Raw genomic sequence first — 25457 nt, 5'->3', positions numbered from 1 at the left:
GTGAGACACACGAAGAAGGCCCCCGGCCAGCATCACTGCTGGTCAGGGGCCTTCTTGTGCACCTGGTGGCGGGTGAAGGATTCGAACCTTCGAAGCTTTCGCGACGGATTTACAGTCCGCTCCCATTGGCCGCTCGGGCAACCCGCCTGGGCACACCACCACGGTTGCCCGTGGCAGCGGAGAACAGCTTAGCCGTACCGCGGAGGCGATTCGCAACCGGGTACGGTCGGCATGTCGGCGCCCGTTCCGCGGGCCCCGCCTTCATCGACGAAGCCAGCATCGCAGGAGTCCTGATCATGGCAGCCAGCCCGTCCTTCGACATCGTCAGCAAGGTCGACCAGCAGGAGGTGGACAACGCGTTCCACCAGGCGGAGAAGGAGCTCGGCACCCGGTTCGACTTCCGGGGCACGGGCACCTCGCTCGCCAAGTCGGGCGACGCCGGGATCACCATCACCTCCGAGACCGAGGAGCGGGCCAGCGCGGCGCTCGACGTGCTCAAGGAGAAGTTGGTCAAGCGCAACATCTCGCTCAAGTCCCTCGAGGCGGGCGAGCCCCGGCAGTCCGGCAAGACCTACAAGATCGACTGCAAGGTCATCGAGGGCATCGAGACTGACAAGGCCAAGGCGATCAGCAAGAAGATCCGCGACGAGGGCCCCAAGGGCGTGCAGGCCCAGATCCAGGGCGACCAGCTGCGGGTCACCGGCAAGAAGCGCGACGACCTGCAGGCAGTGATCGCCCTGCTCAAGGCCGAGGACTTCGGAGTCGCCCTCCAGTTCACGAATTACCGCTGAATCGTCTGGCTCAGGCCCCAGACTGGGGGCCATGAGCACCAGTTCGTGGACCATGGTGGCCGGCGGCCTGGCCGGGGCCGGACTCGCGGTGTTCGGCCTGGTCATCCTGGTGACCGGCCGGGCCCCGGGGCCGACCGCACGAGCCTTCCGCTCCGTCCGTGACGCCGGCTTCTACCACTTCTTCTTCGGCGCCGCCCTGGGCCTGGTCGTGATCGGCACGGGCATCAACAACCCCGTGGTCACCACCACCATCACCGTGCTGGCGATCGTCATGGCGGGCACGGCCCTGGTCCGATTCCGGCCGCGCCCCCGCCGGCGCCCCGTCAACCGCGTCTAGTCCGACCGGCGGTGCGCCTCCCAGGCGGCCTGCTTGGTGGTGCCCAGCGCGGCGCCGATCTGGGCCCATGAGGCGCCGGCCTCGCGAGCGACCCGCACCATCGACTGCCGCGCATAACCCGCCTTGCGGATGACGACCTCGCCGAGCGCCAGCATCTCCAGCGTCTCCTCCCGCGTCAGCGGGACGGCGTTTCCCTTTCCCGGTCCGGCCACCGCCGCCAGGGCGTCGCGCATCCGCAGCTCGTCGTAGCGGGTGGTGGCCGTGGACAGCGTGTGCTTCCGCTCGAGGTCGTCCGGAGTCGCACTCACGGCGGGAGAGCATGGCGTCAGGAGCGCTTGACGTCAAGATCACCTGACGTTGACCACGCGAATTGCCCTCACTTCTCCCAATATTTCGGGCGTAAAGTCGTCAATTTTGCGCGTAACCGAGGGGGGCGTGGCTCAACCGTTCGGTCAGGATTTCCTCATGTGCGGTTTCGACCCGCCGCCGGACACTGCCAGTCGCACACCGCGTGTGGCACCATCATGGAACCCCCCACCGGAACGCGTAACAAAAGCGCAGGAGATAAACATGATCGCGAGGAAGCTGGGCCGTTTCGCCGGCTTGGTTTTCGTGCTCGCCGCCGTCTTCGGCGGTGTGGCTGCTGTGGCTACGAGCGACGCCGATGGGCTCAATTCCGCTGCCGCACGCACGTACAACTCTGGCCCGGTGCAGACCACAAACGGTGGCCTCGAGTGGGAATAGGGGTCCGCCCCTTCGTGATCCGTCGAGTCACCCGCACGCCCGACTGACAAGGAGCGCGATGGCCGAGCGCCCGCGAGCGCGGCCGCGCTCCGCCCAGTACGCATGGCTGGTGACCGGCCCGCTTGCCGCCTTCACGCTCGCGTGTTTCGCCGTCTTCTGGGCCACCGATCGCGATTGGTACGACTACTGGCCCGAGGGCCTGCTGGCGCTGGCCGGCATCGGGCTGGTCTACGTCGGCGTCTTCCACGTCGTCATCCGCCGCAGTGCTTACGGCATCGTGCTGGTCGAGGTCCCGTTCGTCCTGGTGCTGTATTACCTGCCGCCGGCCATGGTGATCTCCGTCGTCGCCATCGCCACCCTGATCACGCAGGTGATCCGCTCGGCCGTGATCACGCCGACCAAGCTGTGGTTCAACGTCGCCAAGGCCTCCGCCGGCATCACGCTGGCCTCCCTCGTCGTCGCGGCCCTGCCGCACTACGACGGCCGCGACCCCCGGACGTGGCTCATCCTGGCCGGCGCGCTGCTCGTCTACACGGCCACCGACGTCTTCAGCTTCGCCGGGGTCATGACCGTCGTGCAGGGCCTGCGCGCCGGTCAGGACGTCCTGCGGGGCGGCGTGCCCGGCATGATCATCGCCAGTATCAATGTGGTGATCGGCCTGATCTTCCTGGTCGCGTTCGAGGCCACGCACTGGTCGGCCGTGCTGCTGGCGCTGCTCGTCGGCGCGCTCATCCTGATCCTGCGCTCGTTCGCCGAGTTCTTCCGCCAGCACCGCACGCTGGCCGAGGTCTACGAGCTGACCAAGGCCGTCCGCGAGGCGAGCGACGGCGCGGGCCTGCCCGACGTGCTGCTCGGCCGGGTCCAGGCGCTGATGCGCTCGGAATACGCCACCCTCTGGCTCGCCCCGCAGGACCGGCATCCCGAGGTCCTGCTCACCGCGCGGGTGGAGAACAAAGGCCTGCTCGACATCTCCCCGACGCCGGCCTCGGTGCGGGAGCGGGCGGTGGCCGGGGGCGGCGCGCTCGCCGTCGGCCCGAGCTTCGTCGAGACCCAGGACCTGCGCAAGCCGCTGCGCGACTCGAAGATCAAGGACGTTCTGATCGTCCCGCTGCGGTCGGGGCAGACGACGATCGGCACGCTCGAGGTGGTGAACCGGCTCGGCGACGCGCGGTCGTTCCGCCCGGCCGACATCCAAGTGCTCGAGACGATCGCCACCCACGCCGCCGCCGCGGTCGAGAACGGACGCCTGGTCGACCGGCTGCTCTACGACGCCTACCACGACCGGCTGACCGCCATGCCCAACCGCCGCCGGGTCACCGACGCGCTGGCCGAGTCGGTCAAGGTGCGCGCCGAGGACGAAGTAGTCGCGGTCCTGCTCTTCGACGTGGACGGGCAGCGCGACGTCAACGAATCGATGGGCCACGCCGCCGGCGACAAGCTGCTGGCCGAGGTGGCTGGTCGGCTGCGGTCCATCGCCGGGCCGGGCGCGCTGGTCGGGCGGATCGGCGGCGACGAGTTCGTGGTGACGTTGCGCGCCGAGAGCACCGACGCCACCGTCCAGCTGGCCACCGAGATGCGCGAGCAGCTGCGCGGCCCGATGACGGTCGGCACGCTCACCCTCGACGTCGACACCGCGGTCGGCGTGGCGGTCTACCCCGACCACGGTGGCGATCCCGAGATGCTCCTGCAGCGGGCCGAGCTCGCGGGCAACGCGGCCAAGGTCCTCCCGTACGGGGTGCAGCTCTTCCACCCCGCGCTCGAGTCCCGCGCCGTGCGCCGCCTGGGCATCGCGGCCGACCTGCGTACGGCTCTCGACAACGGCGCCCTCGACGTCTACTTCCAGCCCAAGGTCACGCTGACCGACCGGCATCTCGTCGGCGTCGAGTGCCTGGCCCGCTGGCAGCACCCGGCGCAGGGTGAGGTGGCCCCGGAAGACTTCGTGGCCGTGGCCGAGCACACCGGTCAGTTGTCCCGGCTGACCGAGGTGGTGCTCACCGAGGGCCTGCGGCGCTGCCGGGAATGGGCCGATCAGGACCGTCCGCTCTCGATCGCGGTCAACTTGTCGGTCCGTACGCTGCTCGACTCGCGCTTCCCCGACCAGGTCGCCACGCTGCTCGAGCAGTACGGCGTGGCCGCGGCCCAGGTCACCTTCGAGATCTCTGAGCCGGGCATGCTCAACGACATCGAGCGCGTGCTGCCCACCCTCTATCGCCTGCGCGATCTCGGGGTCAAGCTCAGCGTCGACGACTTCGGCACCGGCGCGTCGTCACTGTCCTATCTGCGGCAGTGGCCGGTGCAGGAGGTCAAGATCGATGACAGCTTCGTGCAGGGCATGGCGACCGACACCGGCGACCTGGCGATCGTCCGCGCGGTGATCAGCCTGGCCCGGGAGTTCGGCCTCACGGTGGTGGCCGAGGGCGTCGAGAGCGAACTCACCCTCGATCTGCTGGAGGAGATGGGCTGCGAGATCGGCCAGGGTTACCTGTTCAGCCGCCCTCTGCCGTACGAGCGGCTCGAGGCCTGGTTCAGCGCGCAGACCGAGCCCGCGACCACCGACGCGGGTGAGGTCAGAAGGCTTCGAGCCGTGATCTGACCTGCGGCGACACGGGTTTGGGGGAGTCGATTTCACCCCCTGCCCGGGGCCGTGTAAGCTTCTCCCTGCGCACCAAGCGAGCGATCGCGCGCAAGCCCCCTTAGCTCAGTCGGCAGAGCGTCTCCATGGTAAGGAGAAGGTCTACGGTTCGATTCCGTAAGGGGGCTCTACCGGGTTCGTTCCCGCCTCAGGCGATGGACTTGAGCCTGGCTCTGGCGGTGTAGCTCAGATGGCAGAGCAAGCGGCTCATAATCGCTGTGTCGCCGGTTCAAGTCCGGCCACCGCTACTTTGCAATAGGGATCCCACCCGGGGTCCCACTTTGCATGTCGGCGCTCCGATGAAGTAATCTGGAGCGTCGTTAAACCCCGTTAGCAGGAAGGCAATCCGTCGTGGCCAAGGCGACCGACGTCCGTCCGAAGATCACTTTGGCTTGTACGGAGTGCAAGGAGCGGAACTACATCACCCGGAAGAACCGGCGTAACGACCCGGACCGGGTCGAGCTGAAGAAGTTCTGCCCGCGCGACGGCAAGCACACCCTGCACCGCGAGACCCGCTGATCTTTCGCACTTCACCTGCGCCGTCCGGTTCCGACCGGGCGGCGCAGAGTCGTTCGAAGGCAAGTAGTTTCTTAGCCATGCCCCTGGATCAGTCCTTCGTCGGCCGCACGTGGCCGGCCACCGAGCCCTACCAGGTCGGTCGCGAGAAGATCCGCGAGTTCGCCCGCGCGATCGGCGCCGCCGACGCCGCCTACCACGACCCCGAGGCGGCCCGAGCCATCGGCTATCCCGACGTCGTGGCCCCGCCCACGTTCCCCGTCGTGATCACCATGGCCGCCAGCCGGCAGATCATCGAGGACCCGGCGCTCGGCCTCGACTACAGCCGGGTCGTGCACGGCGACCAGAAGTTCTCGTACCAGCGCCCGGTCGTGGCCGGCGACGAGCTGGTCTGCGTCAACTCGGTCGACGACATCACCTCCCGGGGCGGGCACGACTTCCTGACGACCCGCACCGAGGTCACCACGGTCGCCGGCGAGCCGGTGGTCACCGTCTGGTCCAAGCTTGTGCAGAGGGGCGCCGAGTGAGCGACACGCTGGAACCGCAGACCTTCCGGATCACCCGGGCCGACCTGGTGCGCTACGCGGGCGCCTCCGGTGACTTCAACACGATCCACTGGAACGACCGGATCGCCCGGAGCGTCGGCCTGCCCGGCGTCATCGCGCACGGCATGTTCACCATGGCCCTGGTCGGCCGGGCCGTCACCGCCTGGGCCGGCGCGCCCGACGCGGTCGTCGAGTACAACGTGCGTTTCTCCCGCCCGGTGCCGGTGCCCGACACCGACGAGGGTACCGAGGTGGTCGTCACCGCCACGGTGAAAGGGACCACCGACGAGGGCCACACCAAGCTCGCCCTGACCGCCACCTGCCAGGGCGAGAAGGTGCTTTCCATGGCCCAGGCGACCATCCGTAAGAGGTAGGGCGAGCCCGGGTTGGGCGAACCCGGTGTGAACCCGTACACTGGTGCGCCGTGGGGCAATGACCCCCGGACCAGCCTGCCTGGGACGGGGTTTCAGTTGCCTCGCACAGGGGTGTAGCTCAATTGGCAGAGCAGCGGTCTCCAAAACCGCAGGCTGCAGGTTCAAGTCCTGTCACCCCTGCGCAACCCTCCTAGACGTGCCCGCCCGGTGCGCGGTCCGCACGACCTCCGCGCCCGTGACGAGCGCCGACAGGGGACCCCCACCACCGATGACGGAAGTAGGGCGCCATGGCCGACAGGAACCGACCCGGTGACGCCGGCGACCCTGCCGACGACGAGGTGTTCGACGACGCCGTCGAGGACGACAAGGACGCGACCGACGGCGACGAGCCGGTAGGCCGGGGCGGCACCGCCGTCGCCGAGCGCTCGGCGAAGCCGAAGAAGGAGGTCCGCCGGTCCGGCTTCTTCGGGCGCATCGGCGGATTCTTCCGTGAGGTCGTCAGCGAACTGCGTAAGGTCATCTGGCCCACGCGCAAGGAACTGCTGACCTACACGACGATCGTGATCGTCTTCGTGGCGGTCATGACCACCATCGTCGGCCTGCTGGACCTCGGCCTGGGCAAGGCCATCCTCTGGGCGTTCGGCGGCTGACCCCGCAGTTTGAGAAGACATAGCTGGAAGTGAGCGAGCGTGCCTGAGTACGACGACGAGACCGCGCAGTCCGTCGACGAGCAGTCGTCGGTGGCCACGGCGGACAACGACGAGTCGGTCGAGGCCGCTGAGCCGCAGGACGAGGCGACCGAGCCGCAGGAGCCCGCGGCCCCGGCGGTCGAGGATTCCTCCGCGGTCGAGGACTCCTCCGCAGCCGGGGGCTCCTCCGCAGCCGAGGACGACGAAGACTTCGACCCGGTGCAGGAGCTGCGGCAGAAGCTGCGCTATGCGCCCGGCGACTGGTACGTCGTGCACTCCTACGCGGGCTACGAGAACAAGGTCAAGACCAACCTCGAGACCCGCATCACCAGCCTCGACATGGAGGACTTCATCTTCCAGGTCGAGGTGCCGACCCGCGAAGAGGTCGAGGTCAAGAACGGCAAGCGCCTCCAGGTCAACAACAAGGTTTTCCCGGGCTACATCCTCGTTCGGATGGATCTGTCCCCCGAGTCGTACTCCTGTGTTCGCAACACGCCCGGAGTGACCGGCTTCGTGGGTGCGACCGACCGCGTCGACCGCCCCGCCCCGCTCTCGCTCGACGAGGTGCTGAAGTGGCTGGCGCCCGCGGTCGAGCAGGAGGAGAAGAAGGTCAAGCCCGAGGTCAAGGTGCTCGACTTCGAGGTCGGCGACTCGGTCACGGTCACCGACGGCGCGTTCGCCTCGCTGCCCGCCTCGATCAGCGAAATCAATGCCGACCAGCAGAAGTTGAAGGTTCTGGTCTCCATCTTCGGCCGTGAGACGCCGGTGGAACTGAACTTCAACCAGGTCGCCAAGATCTGACAAGCACGTCAGTGGGAGGGCCTCGCGACGAGGCCCGCCATCTACCACACAGGAGTAAGTGAAATGCAGCGCAGCAAGGGCTACCGCAAGGGCGCCGAGCAGATCGACCCGAACAAGCTGTACGAGCCGGCCGAGGCGATCAAGATCGCCAAGGAGACCAGCCCGACCAAGTTCGACGCCACCGTCGAGGTCGCCATGCGTCTCGGCGTCGACCCGCGTAAGGCCGACCAGATGGTCCGCGGCACGGTCAACCTGCCCCACGGCACCGGCAAGACCGCCCGCGTGATCGTCTTCGCCCAGGGCGCGAAGGCCGAGGAGGCCGTCGCGGCCGGCGCCGACGAGGTCGGCACCGACGAGCTCGTCGCCCGCATCCAGGGTGGCTGGCTCGACTTCGACGCCGCGATCGCCACCCCCGACCAGATGGCCAAGATCGGTCGGATCGCCCGCATCCTCGGCCCGCGTGGTCTCATGCCCAACCCGAAGACCGGCACCGTCACCATGGACGTGACCAAGGCCGTCAACGAGATCAAGGGCGGCAAGATCACGTTCCGGGTCGACAAGCACTCGAACCTGCACCTGATCATCGGCAAGGCGTCGTTCACGCCGGAGCAGCTGACCGACAACTACGCCGCCGTGCTCGACGAGGTGCTGCGGGCCAAGCCGTCCGCGGCCAAGGGCAAGTACCTCAAGAAGGTCACCGTCACCACCACCATGGGCCCCGGCGTGCCGGTCGACCCCAACGTGGTCAAGGGCCTGACCAACGCCGAGGCCTGATCACTGCTTCAGCGAAGCCCCCGGGGACATCCCCGGGGGCTTTTCTGTGGCAAAGTTCGCCCGTGCGTTTCGACGGGGTGTGGTTCCGCTACGGCCGCCGAGCCGACTGGACGCTCCGCGCGGTCGACGCCGTCGTCGAGCCGGGCCAGACGGTGGTCGTGCTGGGCCGCAACGGCGCCGGCAAATCCACGCTGCTCCAGCTGGCCGCGGGCGTCCTCCGCCCCCGACGCGGCGCCGTGCGCGACCGCCCGCCGATCGTGGGCTGGGTGCCCGAGCGCTTCCCGGCCGACCAGCCGTTCACCGCGGGCGACTACCTGCACCGAATGGCCACGCTGCGCGGCCACGCCCCCGCCCGGGCCGACGAGTGGATCGAGCGCCTGCTGCTGACCGGCCACACCGGCACCCGCCTGAGCGACCTTTCCAAGGGCACCGCCCAGAAAGTCGGCCTGGCCCAGGCCCTTATCGCCCGGCCCGGCCTGCTCATTCTCGACGAGCCGTGGGAGGGCCTGGACGCCGCGGCCCGCACCCTGATCCCCGAGATCGTCGCCGAGGTCACCGCCACCGGCGCCATGGTGCTGGTCAGCGACCACCGTGGCGAGATAGCCGCCCTCCCCGGCGCGACCCACTGGTCGGTCACCGACGCCACCGTCGAACCGGCCCCAGCCCCGCCTGCTCCAGCCCCGCCGGCCCCAGCCCCGCCGGCTCCGCCTGCTCCGTCCGCCCTGCCTGCTCCTTCCTCCCCGGCGGCTCCGTCGGCCGTGCCTGCTCCGTCGGCCCTGCCTGCTCCGTCGGCTCTGCCCGCGCCGTCTGGTTCGCCGGCCCCGGCCTCTCCCGGCCGCGACGAGGTCGTCATCGAGATCTCCGTCCCGCGCGCCGCCGCCGACGAGGCCGTGGTCCGGCTGCGGGCCCAAGGCCACGCCGTCCTGGGCGTCCGCGACGTGAGCTCCGGTGACGCCCGATGAACGCCCTGATCCGGATGCGTCTGGCCGCCCTCCTCCGCGGCGGCCGGATCCTCCCACCCGCCATCGCCGTGCTGGTCGTGCTGGGCGTCATCTACGGCGGGGGAGCGTCGCCCGCGGCGGTGGCCTACGGGTATTCCGCCGCCGCGCTTTTCCCCGTGCTCGCCTGGCAGTCGAAGCTGCTGCTCGACACCGAGCCCGACGGGCAGCGCCGCCTGGCCCGCGTGGCAGTGGGCGCCCGCGCCGAAGCCGCAGCCGGTCTGCTGGCCGCCGCCGCGCTGTCGCTGATCGTCTGCGCCCTCGCAATGGGCGCACCCTGGCTGTTCCACGGCATCGACACCGAGAAGCCCGTGCTCTCCGGCACCCTGCTCGGCATACTGGCCCACCTGCTGGCCGTGCCACCCGCCGTCGCGATCGGCGCCCTGGCCAGCCGGGCCGTCACGCGCGGCGTCCGCAACGGCGTGGCCGTGCTCGTCACCGCGGCCGTCCTCGTGGTCGTGCTGGGCTTGCAGGGCTCCTTCCTGCCGTGGTTGGTCCCGCCTGTCATGGCCACGGCACGCGCCCTCACCCCCGACACCACCCCGTCCGCGGCAACGCTGGCCCTGCTCACCCTGTGGGCCACTGTCTGGTGCACCGCCGCCCTGACCATCTACGCCTACCTCCGTCGCTCCCGTTCCTGACAAGGCCGCCCCGGCTCGGACGGCTGCTCCCAGCTCCGGCGGTGAGGCCGCTCCCGGCTCCGGCGGCGAGGCCGCCCCCGGCTCGGTTGGCCGTTTCCAGCTCCGGCGGCCAGGCCGGTCCCGGCTCGGTCGGCCGCTCCCAGCTTCCGCGTCGAGGCCGGTCCCGGCTCGGTTGGCTGCTCGCAGCTCCGGCGGGCAGGCCGGTCCCGGCTGGGTTGGCCGCTTCCAGCTCCGGCGGGCAGGCCGGTCCCGGCTGGGTTGGCCGCTTCCAGCTCCGGCGGCCAGGCCGCTCCCGGCTCGGTTGGCTGCTCCCGGCTCCGGCGGCCAGGCCGCTCCGAGCTCCGACGGCCGTTCCCGGCTTCCGCGAGGCCGGTCCCGTTCCTGTCGCCGGCGATCCTGCCTCCTCGCGCCAAGATCTGCCCTGGGCCCTGTGGATAACCCGTAACTGTGGATAACTCCAGTCCCGCCGCCGGGGCCGCGTAGGCTGAAAGTGGGTGGCCACCCCGGGTGGGTGGGGTCTATGGGTAGGAGAGGTAAACGCGTGTAGACAACCGCCCCGGCAGGTGATTTGGCGTTGACGGACGGGTCGCGTACAGTTCCTTGTCGAAGTTCCACCCACAGACCGCTGGTCGCCGTGGCCGTTTTCCGGCCGTGGTCGAAGGTCCCGCAGATGCGGGCGGCCCGCGCAGGGGAGAACGGTTCGTGACTGGGCTCGGGTCGATCCGAGTCTGTTCCGCCCCGTGCGCCCTGCGCCGGGGCGTTTCTCATTTCGCCCCTCCTTCGATGCCGGCCAGTGGTTCGAGCATTGAGAGAGGAGGGACATGGCGGACAAGCCGGTCCGGGCCGACAAGGCCACTGCCGTTGCGGAGCTGACGGAGGACTTCCGTAACTCGTCGGCCACCGTGCTGACCGAGTACCGCGGTCTCACGGTCAAGCAGCTCACCGAGCTGCGCCGTTCGCTGGGCGGCGACACCAAGTACGCGGTGTCGAAGAACACCCTGGCGAAGCGCGCTGCGAGCGACGCGGGCATCGAGGGCCTCGACACTCTGTTTGCCGGTCCTACCGCGCTCGCTTTCATCAGCGGCGACCCGGTCGAGGCGGCCAAGGGCCTTCGGGCTTTCGCCAAGGCCAACCCCGTCCTGGTCATCAAGGGCGGTGTTTTCGAGGGCAAGGCGATCTCGGCGGATGACGTCAACAAGATCGCTGACCTCGAGTCGCGTGAGGTTCTGCTGGCCAAGCTGGCCGGCGCCATGAAGGGCAACCTGGCCAAGGCTGTGGGCACGTTCCAGGCCCCGCTTGCGCAGGTGGCACGCCTCGCGGCCGCTCTTCAGGAGAAGCGCGAGAAGGACGGTCCCGCGGAGGCCTGAGCCACCGCGCACCAGCACGACTTTTTTACTCAAAAGCTAGGAAAGGTTGCCAGACATGGCGAAGCTCAGCACCGACGAGCTGCTCGACGCGTTCAAGGAGATGACGCTGATCGAGCTGTCGGAGTTCGTGAAGCAGTTCGAGGACGTCTTCGACGTCAAGGCGGCCGCCCCGGTTGCCGTCGCGGCTGCCCCCGGTGGCGGCGGCGCTGCCCCCGAGGCCGAGGCCGAGAAGGACTCGTTCGACGTTGTCCTCGAGGGTGACGGTGGCAAGAAGATCCAGGTCATCAAGGTCGTGCGTGAGCTGACCGGCCTGGGCCTCAAGGAGGCCAAGGACGCCGTCGAGTCCGCCCCCAAGGCGATCCTCGAGGGTGTCAACAAGGAGAAGGCCGAGGCCGCCAAGGCCAAGCTCGAGGGCGAGGGCGCCAAGGTCACCCTCAAGTGATCTAACGCTCCACTGCATTCTCTTGCGAATGGCGAGGACCCGTGTGCGGGTCCTCGCCATTCGTGTTCATAACCCCTTGACCAGGTATGACTTGGGAAAGCCGAGCTGTCGGACGGCCGACGTACAAAGCGGGTTCAATCGGGCAAGCCGTGGAGTATGGTCGCTAGAGCGCGCCGGGTGGGCGACGGCGGGGGTTCGACCCGCGCCAGAGCCCTTGACTGTGTGTCCCCTGACAGGCACGCTGATGACAGCAAGTTTCCGCGCTTGCGACAGCCGAGCCGAGGGTAATCCGGTCTCACCGGTTCCCGCGGAGAGGCACTAGAGGGAGAGTTGCCGCGTTCCGAGCGGCCCCGCTCTTGGCCCTGGCCCCTGAGGCGCAGGTCAGAGGCCGCGGGGATGCGTTCCGCAGGCCCCCTCAGGTGTGGGCTGGACAGCGGTTAGCCGAGCGGCTACACTGCTAGTTTGCGCTGCCTTCTGTCTTGAGCCCTTTCGGGACATCCATTCGGATGAATTCCTGGGGGCTCGTTGGAGTGCACGCAGACAGTTGCATACCGCAGCTGCAGCCGCATCAGCAGCACCGGTCCTCGGAAGGACGCATCTTGGCAGCTTCCCGCCCTGCGAAGACCAGCCGTACGTCGAGCGCTTACGCACCCCGCCGTGTCTCTTTCGGCAGGATCACCGAGCAACTTGAGGTCCCCAACCTCCTCGCCCTCCAGACGGAGTCCTTCGACTGGCTGGTCGGGAACGAGGCTTGGCAGGCCCGGTCGACGGACGACCCGCATGCCCACTCGGGCCTCGCAGAGATCCTCGAAGAGATCAGTCCCATTGAGGACTTCTCCGGCACCATGTCGCTGTCCTTCTCGTCTCCCCGATTCGACGAGGTCAAGGCCTCGATCGAGGAGTGCAAAGAGAAGGATCTGACCTACTGCGCACCGCTGTTCGTGACCGCGGAGTTCACCAACAACACGACTGGCGAGATCAAGAGCCAGACCGTTTTCATGGGTGACTTCCCGATGATGACCCCCAAGGGGACTTTCGTCATCAACGGCACCGAGCGCGTCGTGGTGAGCCAGCTCGTCCGTTCGCCGGGCGTGTACTTCACCAAGGAGCCGGACAAGACCTCCGACCGCGACCTTTCCAGCGTCAAGGTCATCCCCAGCCGGGGCGCCTGGCTGGAGTTCGACATCGACAAGCGCGACACGGTCGGTGTCCGGATCGACCGCAAGCGCCGGCAGGCCGTCACCGTCCTGCTCAAGGCGATCGGCTGGTCGGCCGACCAGATCCGTGAGCGCTTCGGCTGGTCCGAGCTCCTCATGACCACGCTGGAGAAGGACCACATCGCCGGGCAGGACGAGGCCCTGCTCGACATCTACCGCAAGCTCCGCCCCGGCGAGCCCCCGACCCGGGAGAACGCGCAGACCCTGCTCGACAACCTCTTCTTCAACCCGAAGAGGTACGACGTCGCCAAGGTCGGCCGTTACAAGTTCAACAAGAAGCTCGACATCGACGTCCCGATCGTCCGCGGCACGCTGACCGAGGAAGACATCGTCAAGACGGTGGACTACCTCGCTCGCCTGCACGCCGGCGAGGAGGGCTACGAGGCCGACGACATCGACCACTTCGGCAACCGGCGTCTGCGTACGGTCGGCGAGCTCATCCAGAACCAGGTCCGCGTCGGCCTGTCCCGGATGGAGCGCGTCGTCCGCGAGCGCATGACGACTCAGGACGTCGAGGCGATCACGCCGCAGACCCTGATCAACATCCGTCCCGTCGTGGCGGCGATCAAGGAGTTCTTCGGCACGTCGCAGCTGTCGCAGTTCATGGACCAGACGAACCCGCTGGCGGGCCTGACCCACCGGCGTCGTCTGTCTGCGCTCGGCCCTGGTGGCCTCTCGCGTGAGCGGGCCGGCTTCGAGGTCCGCGACGTGCACCCGTCCCACTACGGCCGGATGTGCCCGATCGAGACGCCCGAGGGCCCGAACATCGGCCTGATCGGCGCCCTGTCCACCTTCGCCCGCGTCAACCCGTTCGGCTTCATCGAGACGCCGTACCGGAAGGTTGAGAACGGCACTGTCACCGACGAGGTGCACTACCTCACGGCTGACGAGGAGGACAGGTACATCAAGGCGCAGGCGAACGCCACGCTGAAGAGCGACGGCACCTTCGCCGACGACCGCGTCCTGGTCCGCCGTAAGGGTGGTGAGGTCGACTACGTGCCCGGCACGGAGGTCGACTACATGGACGTGTCGCCGCGTCAGATGACCTCGGTCGCGACCGCGATGATCCCGTTCCTCGAGCACGACGACGCCAACCGTGCCCTCATGGGCGCGAACATGCAGCGTCAGGCCGTGCCGCTGGTCAAGGCCGAGGCGCCGCTGGTCGGCACCGGCATGGAGTACCGTGCCGCGGTCGACGCCGGCGACGTGGTCGTGGCCGAGGTCGGCGGCGTGGTCGAGGACCTGTGCGCCGACTACGTGACGGTCCACCAGGACGACGGCCACCGCCGTACGTACCTGCTGCACAAGTTCCGCCGCTCCAACGCCGGCTCCTGCGTCAACCAGAAGCCGGTCGTGTTCGAGGGTGACCGGGTCGAGGCCGGCCAGGTCATCGCCGACGGCCCGTGCACCGACGAGGGGGAGATGGCCCTCGGCCGCAACCTGCTCGTCGCGTTCATGTGCTGGGAGGGTCACAACTACGAGGACGCGATCATCCTGTCGCAGCGCCTCGTCCAGCAGGACGTCCTCACCTCGATCCACATCGAGGAGCACGAGGTCGACGCCCGCGACACCAAGCTCGGCCCGGAGGAGATCACCCGCGACATCCCCAACGTCAGCGAGGAAATGCTCGCCGACCTGGACGAGCGCGGCATCATCCGGATCGGCGCCGAGGTCGTGCCGGGCGACATCCTGGTCGGCAAGGTCACGCCCAAGGGCGAGACCGAGCTGACCCCCGAGGAGCGGCTGCTCCGCGCGATCTTCGGTGAGAAGGCCCGGGAGGTCCGGGACACCTCGCTGAAGGTGCCGCACGGTGAGACCGGCACGGTCATCGGTGTCCGCACGTTCTCGCGGGAGGACGGCGACGAGCTGCCCCCCGGCGTCAACGAGCTGGTCCGGGTCTACGTGGCCCAGAAGCGCAAGATCCAGGACGGTGACAAGCTCGCGGGCCGCCACGGCAACAAGGGCGTCATCTCCAAGATCCTGCCGGTCGAGGACATGCCGTTCCTTGAGGACGGCACCCCGGTCGACATCGTGCTCAACCCGCTCGGTGTGCCCTCGCGTATGAACATCGGCCAGGTTCTGGAGACCCACCTCGGGTGGATCGCCAAGACCGGCTGGGAGGTCGAGGGCGAGGACGCCGAGTGGAAGCGCCAGCTGCGCGCGATCGAGGCGCACGAGTCCCCCAAGGACTCGAACGTCGCGACCCCCGTCTTCGACGGTGCGCAGGAGGAGGAGATCAAGGGCCTCCTGGAGTCGACGCTGGTCAACCGCGACGGTAAGCGGCTGGTCAACGGTGACGGCAAGGCGCAGCTGTTCGACGGCCGCTCCGGCGAGCCGCTGCCGGACCCGGTCTCGGTCGGGTACGTCTACATCCTCAAGCTGAACCACCTGGTCGACGACAAGATTCACGCTCGGTCGACCGGCCCGTACTCGATGATCACGCAGCAGCCGCTGGGTGGTAAGGCGCAGTTCGGTGGCCAGCGGTTCGGCGAGATGGAGTGCTGGGCGATGCAGGCCTACGGCGCCGCTTACGCGCTGCAGGAGCTGCTCACCATCAAGTCCGACGACGTCCTCGGTCGCGTGAAGGTCTACGAGGCCATCGTCAAGGGCGAGAACATCCCGGAGCCGGGAATCCCCGAGTCCTTCAAGGTGCTCCTCAAGGAGCTGCAGTCGCTGTGCCTGAACGTCGAGGTGCTTTCCAGCGACGGTGTGGCCCTCGAGATGCGCGAGACGGACGACGAGGTCTTCCGGGCCGCGGAGGAACTCGGTATCGACCTGTCACGGCGCCCGAACGAGGGCGTCAGCAGCGTCGAAGAGATCTGACGGAAGCGTCCCCCGGGGTGTGAAAGCCCCGGGGGACGCCACCGCCGGCCTGGAACCCATTCGAGCAACGAAATACGAGGGATAGACCAAGTGCTCGACGTCAACTTCTTCGACGAGTTGCGCATCGGCCTGGCCACCGCTGACGACATCCGGCAGTGGTCGCACGGCGAGGTCAAGAAGCCCGAGACGATCAACTACCGCACGCTCAAGCCCGAGAAGGACGGACTCTTCTGCGAGAAGATCTTCGGTCCGCAGCGGGACTGGGAGTGCTACTGCGGCAAGTACAAGCGGGTCCGGTTCAAGGGCATCATCTGTGAGCGCTGCGGCGTCGAGGTGACCCGGTCCAAGGTCCGCCGTGAGCGCATGGGCCACATCGAGCTGGCCGCCTCGGTCACGCACATCTGGTACTTCAAGGGTGTGCCGAGCCGCCTGGGCTACCTGCTCGACCTTGCGCCCAAGGACCTCGAGAAGATCATTTACTTCGCCTCGTACGTGGTCACGAGCGTTGACGCCGAGGCGCGTCACCGCGACCTGTCCACGATCGAGAACGAGATCTTCGCCGAGAAGCGCCAGTCCGAGAACAGCCGCGACTCGGAGATCGAGAAGCGTGCCGCGAAGCTGGAGCAGGACCTCGCGGAGCTCGAAGCCGAAGGGGCCAAGGCGGACGTGCGCCGCAAGGTCAAGGAGGCCGGCGAGCGCGAGATGCGCCAGATCCGTGACAAGGCGCAGCGGGAGATCGACCGGCTCGACGAGGTGCTCGACACCTTCCGCAAGCTCGACTCCAAGCAGCTGGTCACCGACGAGCTGCTCTACCGCGAGCTGCGGGACCGCTTCGGTGAGTACTTCACCGGTGGCATGGGCGCCGAGGCGATCAAGGCGCTGCTGACGAACATGGACCTGGACGCCGAGGCCGAGAACCTGCGCGAGATCATTCGTACGGGTAAGGGCCAGCGCAAGATCCGTGCTCTCAAGCGCCTCAAGGTCGTCGCCGCGTTCCTGAACACGCGTAACTCGCCGCTCGGCATGGTGCTGGACTGCGTTCCGGTCATCCCGCCGGACCTGCGCCCGATGGTGCAGCTCGACGGTGGCCGCTTCGCCACGTCCGACCTGAACGACCTGTACCGCCGCGTGATCAACCGCAACAACCGGCTCAAGCGGCTCATCGACCTCGGCGCGCCCGAGATCATCGTGAACAACGAGAAGCGGATGCTGCAGGAGGCCGTCGACGCGCTGTTCGACAACGGCCGCCGCGGCCGGCCGGTCACCGGCCCGGGTAACCGCCCGCTCAAGTCGCTGTCCGACATGCTCAAGGGCAAGCAGGGCCGGTTCCGTCAGAACCTGCTCGGCAAGCGCGTCGACTACTCCGGCCGTTCGGTCATCGTCGTCGGCCCGCGCCTGAAGCTGCACCAGTGCGGTCTGCCCAAGCAGATGGCGCTGGAGCTGTTCAAGCCGTTCGTGATGAAGCGCCTGGTCGACTTGAACCACGCGCAGAACATCAAGTCGGCCAAGCGCATGGTCGAGCGTCAGCGGCCGGTCGTGTGGGACGTCCTCGAAGAGGTCATCAGCGAGCACCCGGTGCTGCTGAACCGCGCGCCGACGCTGCACCGCCTGGGCATCCAGGCCTTCGAGCCGCAGCTGGTCGAGGGCAAGGCGATCCAGATCCACCCGCTCGTCTGTACGGCGTTCAACGCCGACTTCGACGGTGACCAGATGGCGGTGCACGTGCCGCTGTCGGCCGAGGCGCAGGCCGAGGCCCGGATCCTGATGCTCTCGTCGAACAACATCCTCAAGCCGGCCGACGGCAAGCCGGTCACCATGCCGACCCAGGACATGGTCATCGGGCTGTACTACCTGACCCACGAGACGCCCGGCACCAAGGGCGAGGGACGGGTGTTCAGCTCGGACGCCGAGGCGCGGATGGCCTTCGACAACGGCGAACTGCACCTGCAGGCGCCGGTGAAGATCCGGCTGCGCGAGGTCATCGGCGTCGACAACGGGGCCAAGGGCGCCGCGTGGACCGCGCCGGAGGACTGGACCGAGGGCGAGCCGCTGCTGGTCGAGACCACTCTCGGCCGGGTCATCTTCAACGAGACGCTGCCCCCGGGCTACCGTTTCGTGAACTACGAGATCCGCAAGGGTCAGCTGTCGGCGATCGTCAACGACCTCGCCGAGCGCTTCCCCAAGGTCAGCCTCGCGGCGACCCTGGACGCGCTCAAGGAGGCCGGCTTCCACTGGGCCACCTGGTCCGGTGTGACGATCGGCATGGGCGACGTCATCGGCCCGGAGCGCAAGCCGGAGATCCTGCAGCGCTACCAGGTCGAGGCGGACCGGATCGACAAGCAGTACCAGCGTGGTCTCATGACCGCCGAGGAGCGTCGCGGCGAGCTCATCGAGATCTGGACCAAGGCCACGAACGAGATCTCCAAGGAGATGGAGAACTCGCTCCCGCACGAGAACCCGCTCTGGGTCATGATCAACTCGGGCGCCCGCGGTAACCTGCTGCAGCTCCGGCAGATCGCCGCGATCCGTGGCCTGGTGGCCAACCCCAAGGGTGAGATCATCCCGCGGCCGATCACCTCGTCGTACCGCGAGGGCCTGACCGTGCTGGAGTACTTCATCTCCACCCACGGTGCTCGTAAGGGTCTGGCCGACACCGCGCTGCGTACCGCCGACTCGGGTTACCTGACCCGTCGTCTGGTGGACGTCTCGCAGGACGTCATCATCCGCGAGGAGGACTGCGGCACCGACCGCGCGATCCCGATGCAGGTGGGCGAGCGCGAGGCCGACGGCACGCTGGTCGTGCACGTGCACGCCGAGACCGGGGTGCACGCTCGTACGCTGGCCGACGACATCAAGGACGCCAACGGCAACCTGGTCGTGGCGCGCGGCTCGGACCTCAACTCGATCCTGGTCGACCAGCTGGTCGCGGCGGGTGTCGAGAACGTCCGGGTGCGCTCGGTGCTGACCTGCGAGTCGAAGCTCGGCGTGTGCGCGGCCTGCTACGGCCGTTCGCTGCCGACGGGCAAGGGCGTGGACATCGGTGAGGCGGTCGGCATCATCGCCGCCCAGTCCATCGGTGAGCCGGGCACGCAGCTGACGATGCGTACCTTCCACACCGGTGGTGTCGCGGGTGAGGACATCACCCAGGGTCTGCCGCGTGTGCAGGAGATCTTCGAGGCCCGCGTGCCCAAGGGCAAGGCGCCCATCGCCGACACCCCGGGACGCATCCGCATCGAGGACGGCGAGCGCTCGCGCAAGATCATCGTGGTGCCGGACGACGGCAGCGAGGAGATCGTCTACGACAAGATCTCCAAGCGCGTCAAGCTCCGGGCCCACGACGGCGACCACGTCGGCGTCGGCGAGAAGCTGACCGAGGGCACCATCGACCCGCACGAGCTTCTGCGGATCATGGGTCCGCGGGCGGTCCAGGTCCACCTGACCTCCGAGGTCCAGGAGGTCTACCGCTCGCAGGGTGTGCTCATCCACGACAAGCACATCGAGATCATCATTCGCCAGATGCTCAAGCGGGTGACGGTCATCGACTCGGGCGCGGCGGAGTTCCTGCCGGGCGTGCTGGTCGACCGGGCGCTGTTCGAGTCGGAGAACCGCCGGCTCGTCGGCGAGGGTGGCGAGCCCGCCGCCGGTCGTCCGGTGCTCATGGGTATCACCAAGGCCTCGCTGGCCACCGACTCCTGGCTCTCCGCGGCCTCCTTCCAGGAGACCACCCGGGTGCTCACCGACGCTGCGATCAACTCGCGCAGCGACTCGCTGGTGGGCCTCAAGGAGAACGTCATCATCGGTAAGCTCATCCCGGCCGGTACGGGTATCTCCAAGTACCGCAACATCCGGGTCGAACCGACCGAGGAGGCCAAGGCCAAGGTGTACTCGATGACCGGGTACCCCGAGACCGACTACGGCTTCGGGCCGGCCAGCGGGCAGGCTGTGCCGCTGGACGACTTCGACTTCGGGTCGTACCGGTAAGGCTGTAAGCACCGGGGCGGCCGCGCACTGCGCGGCCGCCCTTCGGCGTTTCTAAGATGGTGGGGTGACCCTTCCGATGACCGTGCCGGACCGCCACCCCATGGACCCGGATCCTGAGCCCTCGTCGAAGGCTCGGGCGGTTTTCGCGCTCGGCCTGGTGGGTTTCCTGACCGGCGCTTTCGTGGGCGGTGTGATTCCGGCCACCATCGCCCTCCTGCTGGCCAAGCAGACGGCCCGGCAGGCGTACGAGGCCAAGGGCTATCTGACCGGCTCGGCGTGGATCAGGCGGGGCCGCCGGCTGGCCTGGGCCGGCATCGTGCTCGCGCTGACGGCACTCGTGGTCGCGTCGATCGCCGGTCTGCTGCATCTGGCGGGCACCCCGGGCGGCGCCGACTTCTCACCCGGCACCGACTAGCCGCGGGCGGGATGCGGCCGATCCCGTACGAGTGACATGCTCTTGTCATGACGGTCCCGCCCCCGCCGCAGGTGCCCTACCCGCCGGCAGTGCCACCGCCGCCCCCGTCGGGCCGCTGGCGCCCGGAACGGGTCGACGCGATGCCGGGCACCGAGTTCGGCCTGGTCCAGCTGCGGGTCGAGCCGATCACCTCGGGCCTGGCGATCGGCTCCCTGATTGCCGGCATCGGCTCGATCCTGGCCTCTCTGCTCGTGCTCTGCTTCGGCCTGGCCGGCTCGGCAAGCGGCTGGGGCGGCTGGGTCTCGGGCGCCTTCACGCTGCTCAGCGTGCTGGTGGGCGGGGGTGCGATCGCGCTCGGGGCGGTGGCTCGCCGACAGGTCCGCACGTCGGGCCGGACCGGTCACGTGCGCTTCACCGGAGCCGGGCTGGGCATGTCGGGGATCGTGTGCGGCGCCGCCGGCGCGGGAATTGCGCTGCTGTCCCTCGCGTTGACTCTGGTGTTGCAGATTTCGGTCTGAGGCTGGATCCGGCACCGCGGCGTTGCTTCCGTGAGCCACCCGGTACACTTGTATCGGAGATATCCGTCGCGTGGTCCTGGGCCTCATTTTGACCTGGGTGCTCGGGGTGGGTAATCTTTCCCCTCGTGCCCGGGCTTGCCCGGGCAACTCGTGCGTGCGCCCGAGTCCGCGTCAAAGCGACTTGGTGGCGCCACGCCGAGCCGGCGCCCAGCGGGTGTCGACCAAGACAAGACCCGGTGCGCGTTGACCAACGCGCGGCGGGACCGTGAGCCGGACGACACGCCCGACCGCGGGTGCCGGACAGTCCTCTCGTACCGGGGATTGACCAGCACACAGAGGCAGACATAAGACGGTGCGGCCGCCTAGGAAGCGGCCGAAGGGAGCGGAGAAACCCGGTGCCCACGATCCAGCAGCTGGTCCGCAAGGGCCGACAGGCTAAGACGAGCAAGACCAAGACGCCGGCGCTTAAGGGAAGCCCCCAGCGGCGCGGCGTGTGCACGCGCGTGTACACCACCACCCCCAAGAAGCCGAACTCTGCGCTGCGCAAGGTCGCTCGTGTGAAGCTCAGCAGCCAGATCGAGGTGACGGCGTACATCCCCGGTGTCGGCCACAACCTGCAGGAGCACTCGATCGTGCTCGTGCGTGGCGGTCGTGTGAAGGACCTGCCGGGCGTCCGCTACAAGATCGTCCGTGGTTCGCTGGACACCCAGGGTGTCCGCAACCGCAAGCAGGCTCGCAGCCGTTACGGCGCGAAGAAGGAGAAGAGCTGACATGCCGCGCAAGGGCCCCGCTCCGCGCCACCCAGTGGTCGCGGACCCGGTTTACAACTCGCCGCTCGTGACCCAGCTGGTCAACAAGATCCTGGTCGGCGGCAAGCGTCAGCTCGCTGAGCGCATCGTGTACGGCGCCCTCGAGGGCTGCCGCGAGAAGAACGGCACCGACCCCGTGGTGACGCTCAAGCGCGCCATGGACAACGTCAAGCCGACCCTCGAGGTCCGCAGCCGCCGCGTCGGTGGCGCGACCTACCAGGTTCCGGTCGAGGTCCGCACCCCGCGTCAGACCACTCTCGGTCTGCGCTGGCTGGTCCAGTACTCCAAGGCCCGCCGCGAGAAGACCATGATCGAGCGCCTGCAGAACGAGCTGCTCGACGCCAGCAACGGCCTGGGTGCCGCTGTCAAGCGTCGCGAGGACACCCACAAGATGGCGGAGTCCAACAAGGCCTTCGCGCACTACCGCTGGTAAGACCCCGCTGCCGGCCCGGCATCCGCCGGGCCACAGCGCAAGTCGTACCGGTCCGAGAGACGACGACGAAGAAAAGTAGGGATTGAAGTGGCCGCCGCAGACGCGCTCGCCAACGTACGCAACATCGGCATCATGGCGCACATCGATGCCGGTAAGACCACGACTACTGAGCGAATCCTCTTCTACACCGGCATCACCTACAAGATCGGTGAAGTCCACGATGGCGCCGCCACCATGGACTGGATGGAGCAGGAGCAGGAGCGCGGTATCACGATCACTTCCGCCGCCACCAAGTGCGAGTGGAAGGGCCACACGATCCAGATCATCGACACGCCCGGCCACGTCGACTTCACGGTCGAGGTCGAGCGGTCGCTGCGTGTGCTGGACGGCGCGGTCGCGGTCTACGACGGCGTGGCCGGCGTGGAGCCGCAGACCGAGAACGTGTGGCGCCAGGCGGACAAGTACCACGTCCCCCGGATGTGCTTCGTCAACAAGCTCGACCGGACCGGCGCCGACTTCTTCCGCTGCGTGCAGATGATGATCGACCGGCTGAACGCGACCCCGCTGGTTCTGCAGATCCCGATCGGGCTCGAGGGCGACCACATCGGCGTCGTCGACCTGGTCGAGATGCGCGCCCTCACCTGGCGCGGCGAGACCCAGAAGGGCGAGGACTACGCGATCGAGGAGATCCCGGCCGACCTGGTCGACTCCGCGAACGAGTGGCGCGAGAAGCTGATCGAGACCCTGGCCGACGTCGACGACGCGGTCATGGAGAAGTACCTCGAGGGCGAGGAGCTCTCGCTGGACGAGATCAAGGCCGCCATCCGGCGCGCCACGATCGCCAGCAAGGCCAACCCGGTGCTGTGCGGCTCGGCGTTCAAGAACAAGGGCGTGCAGCCCATGCTCGACGCCGTGGTCGACTACCTGCCGTCGCCGCTGGACATCCCGGCCATCGAGGGCACCGCCACCGACGGTGAGACCCCGATGCAGCGCAAGCCGTCGAACTCCGAGCCGTTCTCCGGCCTGGCGTTCAAGATCCAGACGGACAAGCACCTCGGCAAGCTCACGTACGTCCGGGTCTACTCCGGCACGCTCGACTCCGGCTCCCAGGTGGTCAACTCCACCAAGGACCGCAAGGAGCGGATCGGCAAGATCTACCAGATGCACGCGAACAAGCGTGAGGAGCGCGCCACCGCGCAGGCCGGCGACATCATCGCCGTCCAGGGTCTCAAGCAGACCACCACCGGTGACACGCTCAGCGACCCGGCCAACCCGGTCATCCTGGAGTCGATGACCTTCCCGGAGCCGGTCATCCAGGTCGCCATCGAGCCGAAGACCAAGTCGGACCAGGAGAAGCTGGGCACCGCGATCCAGCGTCTGGCCGAGGAGGACCCGACCTTCCGCGTCTTCAACGACGAGGAGACCGGGCAGACCATCATCGCCGGCATGGGCGAGCTCCACCTGGACATCCTGGTGGACCGCATGCGCCGCGAGTTCAACGTCGAGGCGAACATCGGTAAGCCGCAGGTGGCCTACCGCGAGACGATCCGCGGCACCGTGGAGAAGTACACGTTCGTCCACAAGAAGCAGACCGGTGGCTCCGGTCAGTACGCGAAGGTCGTCGTCACCATCGAGCCGCTGACGCTCGAGGCGGACGGCCCCACGTACGAGTTCGTCAACGCCGTGACCGGTGGTCGCATCCCCAAGGAGTTCATCCCCTCGGTGGACGCGGGCGCGCAGGACTCCCTGCAGTACGGCGTTCTCGCGGGCTACCCGCTGGTCGGCGTCAAGTTCACGCTGGTCGACGGTCAGTACCACGAGGTCGACTCGTCCGAGATGGCGTTCAAGATCGCCGGCTCCATGGCGATGAAGGAGGCGGCCCGCAAGGCCGACCCCGCGCTGCTCGAGCCGATGATGTCCGTCGAGGTCACCACGCCCGAGGACAACATGGGCGACGTGATCGGCGACCTCAACTCCCGCCGTGGCATCATTCAGTCGATGGAGGAGCGCTCCGGCGCCCGCGTCGTCAAGGCACTGGTGCCGCTGTCGGAGATGTTCGGCTACGTCGGCGACCTGCGGTCGAAGACGGCCGGCCGGGCAAGCTACAGCATGCAGTTCGACTCCTACGCCGAGGTCCCGCAGGGCGTCGCGAAGGAGATCATCGCCAAAGCGACTGGTGCCTGATACCACGCTTGATCGATGAGGCGCGTGCGGTCCGTCGAGGGCCGCACGCGCACGAGCAGTCGACAGAGTCCCCATCGCCTTATCGGGCGTGCCGGGCGCAAGTAATTCCACAGTCCACAGGAGGACACCAGTGGCGAAGGCGAAGTTCGAGCGGACTAAGCCGCACGTCAACATCGGCACCATTGGTCACATCGACCACGGTAAGACGACGCTGACTGCGGCCATCACGAAGGTCCTGCACGACGAATACCCGGACCTGAACCCGTACACCCCGTTCGACGAGATCGACAAGGCGCCTGAAGAGAAGGCCCGTGGTATCACGATCTCGATCGCGCACGTCGAGTACCAGACCGCGGCGCGTCACTACGCGCACGTGGACTGCCCCGGCCACGCTGACTACATCAAGAACATGATCACCGGTGCCGCCCAGATGGACGGCGCGATCCTGGTGGTCGCCGCGACCGACGGCCCGATGCCGCAGACCAAGGAGCACGTGCTCCTGGCCCGCCAGGTCGGCGTTCCGTACATCGTCGTCGCCCTGAACAAGAGCGACATGGTGGACGACGAGGAGCTTCTGGAGCTCGTCGAGCTCGAGGTCCGCGAGCTGCTCAGCACCTACGAGTTCCCGGGTGACGACCTGCCGGTCGTGCGGGTCTCCGCGCTCAAGGCGCTCGAGGGTGACAAGGAGTGGACCGGCAAGCTCCTCGAGCTGATGAACGCGGTCGACACCGCGATCCCGCAGCCCGAGCGTGAGACCGAGAAGCCGTTCCTCATGCCCATCGAGGACGTCTTCACGATCACCGGTCGTGGCACCGTGGTCACGGGTCGCGCCGAGCGTGGCATCCTCAAGCCGAACGAGGAGGTCGAGATCGTCGGCATCCGCGAGAAGTCGACGAAGACCGTCTGCACCGGCATCGAGATGTTCCGCAAGCTGCTCGACGAGGCCCGCGCCGGCGAGAACGTCGGTCTGCTGCTCCGCGGCATCAAGCGCGAGGACGTCGAGCGCGGCATGGTGGTTGTGAAGCCGGGCACCACGACTCCCCACACGGAGTTCGAGGGCCAGGTCTACATCCTCTCGAAGGAAGAGGGCGGCCGGCACACCCCGTTCTTCCAGAACTACCGCCCGCAGTTCTACTTCCGCACCACGGACGTCACCGGCGTCGTCACGCTGCCCGAGGGCACCGAGATGGTCATGCCGGGCGACTCCACCAGCATGTCGGTCAAGCTGATCCAGCCGATCGCCATGGAGCAGGGCCTGAAGTTCGCGATCCGCGAGGGTGGCCGCACCGTCGGCGCCGGAACGGTCACGAAGATCAACGTCTGAGGACCCTGACCCCGATTAGCATTGCCGGATAGTTTCCGGCATACTAGTCAGGTTGCGTCCGAGCGGGGTGGGTAGCTGCCTTGGGCAGGTGCCCACCCTCGC

23 protein-coding genes and 4 tRNA genes are annotated in these 25457 nt (G+C 67.9%); 25 read left to right on the top strand and 2 right to left on the bottom strand.

The features are described 5' to 3' along the window. Positions 1-63 precede the first annotated feature (63 nt). Positions 64-147: transfer RNA gene (locus BKA14_RS27655), tRNA-Tyr, on the bottom strand. 149 nt (positions 148-296) lie between these two features. Here BKA14_RS27655 and BKA14_RS27650 point away from each other — a divergent pair. Then, entirely contained in the window at positions 297-791 is a 495-nt protein-coding gene (locus BKA14_RS27650; RefSeq protein ID WP_184953742.1) for a YajQ family cyclic di-GMP-binding protein, read from the top strand. 31 nt (positions 792-822) lie between these two features. Further along, positions 823-1128: a hypothetical protein gene (locus BKA14_RS27645; RefSeq protein WP_184953741.1), complete on the top strand. Its 306-nt coding sequence runs from the start codon at positions 823-825 to the stop codon at positions 1126-1128. Here BKA14_RS27645 and BKA14_RS27640 read toward each other — a convergent pair. After that, positions 1125-1436 carry a hypothetical protein gene (locus BKA14_RS27640; RefSeq protein ID WP_184953740.1) on the bottom strand — a complete coding sequence of 104 codons (312 nt, stop codon included), beginning with the start codon at positions 1434-1436 and terminating at the stop codon, positions 1125-1127. The two genes, BKA14_RS27645 and BKA14_RS27640, sit on opposite strands and share 4 nt — an antisense overlap. 262 nt (positions 1437-1698) lie before the next feature. On the opposite strand from BKA14_RS27640, the gene BKA14_RS27635 reads away from it, so the two are divergent. The 23 genes from BKA14_RS27635 (at position 1699) to tuf (ending at position 25355) form a co-directional block, all read left to right on the top strand. Continuing rightward, positions 1699-1872 (top strand): hypothetical protein, encoded by a 174-nt coding sequence (locus BKA14_RS27635; RefSeq protein WP_184953739.1) that lies wholly within the window; start codon positions 1699-1701, stop codon positions 1870-1872. Positions 1873-1930: 58 nt separating this feature from the next. Further along, positions 1931-4465 (top strand): putative bifunctional diguanylate cyclase/phosphodiesterase, encoded by a 2535-nt coding sequence (locus BKA14_RS27630; protein ID WP_184953738.1) that lies wholly within the window; start codon positions 1931-1933, stop codon positions 4463-4465. A gap of 94 nt (positions 4466-4559) precedes the next feature. Beyond that, positions 4560-4632 (top strand) — tRNA-Thr (locus tag BKA14_RS27625). Positions 4633-4679: 47 nt separating this feature from the next. Then, positions 4680-4752: transfer RNA gene (locus BKA14_RS27620), tRNA-Met, on the top strand. 103 nt (positions 4753-4855) lie between these two features. Further along, positions 4856-5023 (top strand): 50S ribosomal protein L33, encoded by a 168-nt coding sequence (gene rpmG / locus BKA14_RS27615; RefSeq protein WP_184953737.1) that lies wholly within the window; start codon positions 4856-4858, stop codon positions 5021-5023. A gap of 77 nt (positions 5024-5100) precedes the next feature. Next, a complete protein-coding gene (locus tag BKA14_RS27610; protein WP_184953736.1) occupies positions 5101-5547 on the top strand; it encodes a MaoC family dehydratase N-terminal domain-containing protein in 447 nt (148 codons plus the stop codon). After that, positions 5544-5939: a MaoC family dehydratase gene (locus tag BKA14_RS27605; RefSeq protein WP_184953735.1), complete on the top strand. Its 396-nt coding sequence runs from the start codon at positions 5544-5546 to the stop codon at positions 5937-5939. The genes BKA14_RS27610 and BKA14_RS27605 overlap by 4 nt, the downstream gene beginning before the upstream one ends. Before the next feature lie 107 nt (positions 5940-6046). Next, positions 6047-6119, top strand: a tRNA-Trp gene (locus BKA14_RS27600). A gap of 107 nt (positions 6120-6226) precedes the next feature. Next, complete coding sequence (gene secE, locus BKA14_RS27595) at positions 6227-6589, top strand: preprotein translocase subunit SecE (protein WP_184953734.1); 363 nt, start codon at positions 6227-6229, stop codon at positions 6587-6589. 39 nt (positions 6590-6628) lie between these two features. Further along, positions 6629-7429, top strand: coding sequence for a transcription termination/antitermination protein NusG (nusG, locus tag BKA14_RS27590; RefSeq protein WP_184953733.1), 801 nt, complete (start codon positions 6629-6631; stop codon positions 7427-7429). Between the two features lie 63 nt (positions 7430-7492). Continuing rightward, entirely contained in the window at positions 7493-8203 is a 711-nt protein-coding gene (rplA, locus tag BKA14_RS27585; protein WP_184953732.1) for a 50S ribosomal protein L1, read from the top strand. 62 nt (positions 8204-8265) lie between these two features. Beyond that, complete coding sequence (locus BKA14_RS27580; RefSeq protein ID WP_184953731.1) at positions 8266-9165, top strand: ATP-binding cassette domain-containing protein; 900 nt, start codon at positions 8266-8268, stop codon at positions 9163-9165. Continuing rightward, complete coding sequence (locus tag BKA14_RS27575; RefSeq protein ID WP_184953730.1) at positions 9162-9842, top strand: hypothetical protein; 681 nt, start codon at positions 9162-9164, stop codon at positions 9840-9842. Before BKA14_RS27580 ends, BKA14_RS27575 begins: the two co-directional genes overlap by 4 nt. A gap of 821 nt (positions 9843-10663) precedes the next feature. Continuing rightward, positions 10664-11209: a 50S ribosomal protein L10 gene (gene rplJ / locus BKA14_RS27570; RefSeq protein WP_184953729.1), complete on the top strand. Its 546-nt coding sequence runs from the start codon at positions 10664-10666 to the stop codon at positions 11207-11209. Positions 11210-11264: 55 nt separating this feature from the next. Then, entirely contained in the window at positions 11265-11651 is a 387-nt protein-coding gene (gene rplL / locus BKA14_RS27565; RefSeq protein WP_184953728.1) for a 50S ribosomal protein L7/L12, read from the top strand. 599 nt (positions 11652-12250) lie between these two features. Continuing rightward, positions 12251-15691: a DNA-directed RNA polymerase subunit beta gene (rpoB, locus tag BKA14_RS27560; protein WP_184953727.1), complete on the top strand. Its 3441-nt coding sequence runs from the start codon at positions 12251-12253 to the stop codon at positions 15689-15691. Positions 15692-15781: 90 nt separating this feature from the next. Beyond that, positions 15782-19672 (top strand): DNA-directed RNA polymerase subunit beta', encoded by a 3891-nt coding sequence (locus BKA14_RS27555; protein ID WP_184953726.1) that lies wholly within the window; start codon positions 15782-15784, stop codon positions 19670-19672. Between the two features lie 76 nt (positions 19673-19748). Continuing rightward, complete coding sequence (locus tag BKA14_RS27550; RefSeq protein ID WP_184956992.1) at positions 19749-20087, top strand: hypothetical protein; 339 nt, start codon at positions 19749-19751, stop codon at positions 20085-20087. A 47-nt stretch (positions 20088-20134) separates the two neighbouring features. Then, positions 20135-20605 carry a hypothetical protein gene (locus BKA14_RS27545; RefSeq protein ID WP_184953725.1) on the top strand — a complete coding sequence of 157 codons (471 nt, stop codon included), beginning with the start codon at positions 20135-20137 and terminating at the stop codon, positions 20603-20605. A 395-nt stretch (positions 20606-21000) separates the two neighbouring features. Further along, entirely contained in the window at positions 21001-21375 is a 375-nt protein-coding gene (gene rpsL / locus BKA14_RS27540) for a 30S ribosomal protein S12 (protein WP_014440718.1), read from the top strand. Between the two features lies 1 nt (position 21376). Next, on the top strand, positions 21377-21847 hold the full coding sequence (gene rpsG, locus BKA14_RS27535; protein ID WP_133873229.1) for a 30S ribosomal protein S7: 471 nt from the start codon (positions 21377-21379) through the stop codon (positions 21845-21847). Between the two features lie 87 nt (positions 21848-21934). Beyond that, positions 21935-24031: an elongation factor G gene (gene fusA / locus BKA14_RS27530; protein ID WP_184953724.1), complete on the top strand. Its 2097-nt coding sequence runs from the start codon at positions 21935-21937 to the stop codon at positions 24029-24031. Between the two features lie 130 nt (positions 24032-24161). Beyond that, complete coding sequence (gene tuf / locus BKA14_RS27525; protein WP_184953723.1) at positions 24162-25355, top strand: elongation factor Tu; 1194 nt, start codon at positions 24162-24164, stop codon at positions 25353-25355. Positions 25356-25457 lie beyond the last annotated feature (102 nt).

This window comes from Paractinoplanes abujensis, assembly GCF_014204895.1.
GTDB classification, from domain to species: domain Bacteria; phylum Actinomycetota; class Actinomycetes; order Mycobacteriales; family Micromonosporaceae; genus Actinoplanes; species Actinoplanes abujensis.
This window is presented reverse-complemented; position numbering and strand designations above follow the sequence as displayed.

Bases quoted from the DNA above. Each gene is read 5' to 3' on its own strand.
- rplJ (WP_184953729.1), top strand. From the start codon at position 10,664: ATGGCGGACAAGCCGGTCCGGGCCGACAAGGCCACTGCCGTTGCGGAG.
- BKA14_RS27550 (WP_184956992.1), top strand. From the start codon at position 19,749: ATGACCGTGCCGGACCGCCACCCCATGGACCCGGATCCTGAGCCCTCG.
- rplL (WP_184953728.1), top strand. From the start codon at position 11,265: ATGGCGAAGCTCAGCACCGACGAGCTGCTCGACGCGTTCAAGGAGATG.
- BKA14_RS27575 (WP_184953730.1), top strand. From the start codon at position 9,162: ATGAACGCCCTGATCCGGATGCGTCTGGCCGCCCTCCTCCGCGGCGGC.
- BKA14_RS27650 (WP_184953742.1), top strand. From the start codon at position 297: ATGGCAGCCAGCCCGTCCTTCGACATCGTCAGCAAGGTCGACCAGCAG.
- BKA14_RS27545 (WP_184953725.1), top strand. From the start codon at position 20,135: ATGACGGTCCCGCCCCCGCCGCAGGTGCCCTACCCGCCGGCAGTGCCA.
- BKA14_RS27630 (WP_184953738.1), top strand. From the start codon at position 1,931: ATGGCCGAGCGCCCGCGAGCGCGGCCGCGCTCCGCCCAGTACGCATGG.
- rpsG (WP_133873229.1), top strand. From the start codon at position 21,377: ATGCCGCGCAAGGGCCCCGCTCCGCGCCACCCAGTGGTCGCGGACCCG.
- BKA14_RS27645 (WP_184953741.1), top strand. From the start codon at position 823: ATGAGCACCAGTTCGTGGACCATGGTGGCCGGCGGCCTGGCCGGGGCC.
- BKA14_RS27635 (WP_184953739.1), top strand. From the start codon at position 1,699: ATGATCGCGAGGAAGCTGGGCCGTTTCGCCGGCTTGGTTTTCGTGCTC.
- rplA (WP_184953732.1), top strand. From the start codon at position 7,493: ATGCAGCGCAGCAAGGGCTACCGCAAGGGCGCCGAGCAGATCGACCCG.
- secE (WP_184953734.1), top strand. From the start codon at position 6,227: ATGGCCGACAGGAACCGACCCGGTGACGCCGGCGACCCTGCCGACGAC.
- BKA14_RS27610 (WP_184953736.1), top strand. From the start codon at position 5,101: ATGCCCCTGGATCAGTCCTTCGTCGGCCGCACGTGGCCGGCCACCGAG.